The 1,124-nt window shown below is 39.9% G+C and carries 3 protein-coding genes; 2 read left to right on the forward strand and 1 reads right to left on the reverse strand.

Annotation, left to right across the window (positions count from 1 at the left end; translation table 11 throughout):
- A partial coding sequence (locus AACS18_RS21940) for a DUF2971 domain-containing protein (protein ID WP_146184819.1) occupies positions 1–817 on the forward strand: 817 nt, incomplete at its 5' end.
- A gap of 23 nt (positions 818–840) precedes the next feature.
- Here the strand turns inward: AACS18_RS21940 and AACS18_RS23720 are convergent.
- Positions 841–954 (reverse strand): zf-TFIIB domain-containing protein, encoded by a 114-nt coding sequence (locus tag AACS18_RS23720; RefSeq protein ID WP_108613326.1) that lies wholly within the window; start codon positions 952–954, stop codon positions 841–843.
- A gap of 25 nt (positions 955–979) precedes the next feature.
- On the opposite strand from AACS18_RS23720, the gene AACS18_RS21945 reads away from it, so the two are divergent.
- Positions 980–1,124 (forward strand): NAD(P)-binding domain-containing protein (locus AACS18_RS21945; protein WP_339373269.1); only part of this gene is annotated, 145 nt, incomplete at its 3' end.

Raw genomic sequence — 1,124 nt, forward strand, 5'->3', positions numbered from 1 at the left:
CTCGGTAAATGATAACTCTATAAGAAATTTATTGGATGACACAATATGGTTATCAGACCCGAAAAACTTTAATGACCCTTATGATTGCTCATTTCATTATGATATAGAGTTGGATCCTGATGATAGGGAGTCAGTTTTATCAATGGCTCAAGAGAATGGATTAATAGAGCAGTTAACTGAAGAACAAGTTCAGTCAATTGCAGAAAGTCCCCATCCAATGGTAAAGCTTCTTGAACTTAGTTATCCAGAAAGACCTGACTTTGGTCGTACTTGTGGAGAAGCTCTACGTAGTGTAATGAAAGATAGAGCAAAAAATCTTGTGAGAGAAACATCTGAAGGTTTTAAGCAGATGTTCAAGATTTGTTGCTTTTCTGAAAACCCAAAATCAATATTAATGTGGCCACATTATGCCAGTTATCATACTGGTTTTTGTATAGGTTATGATTTCTACGAATTAGGAAATGAAGATTTAAGAGCAAGGTCAATCTACCCTGTTATTTATTCAGATGAAATGTTTGATGCCAGCAACATTTTTGGTAAAAATAAAACCACTAATAATATTCTTTATCTTAATCAAGTCGCCCTCATGAAAAGTACAGAATGGGCTTATGAAAAAGAATGGAGGCTTGTTTTTGGAAATATGATTTTGCCAAAAGAAATGCCTTATAGTATGCCAAAGCCAAAACATGTTATTTTAGGTGCTAAAATTTCCTCAGCTCATGAAGATGAAATTAGGCAGGTATGTGAGGCTAAGAATATAGATGTTTTGAAAATGACAATGTCACACAAACGTTTTTCTTTAAAGATTAACAAATGATCGTATAGGTCAGATATAGTATTTTAATTGCTGATATTGTTAACGAATGGGAACCATGTACCACCACATTGTCGGCATTTATCTATCTGTATGCCAAGGCTTCCTTTTCCTACCAAGGCAGGTAAGCTGCGGGGCAAATAGCGTCAAGCAGGAGAAGGGACGATGACAGAACAATATATCGCCGGGACGATCGGTATTCTGGGGGCGGGGTGGCTCGGGCTGCCGCTGGCGCGGGCTCTGCTGGCGGCAGGCAAGCCGGTGGCGGTGACGGTCAGTAGCGCCGAGAAGGCGGCCCGTCTGCAGGGGG

The sequence above is a fragment of the Aeromonas sp. HMWF015 genome (assembly GCF_963878965.1).
Classification (GTDB): Bacteria; Pseudomonadota; Gammaproteobacteria; order Enterobacterales; family Aeromonadaceae; genus Aeromonas; species Aeromonas veronii.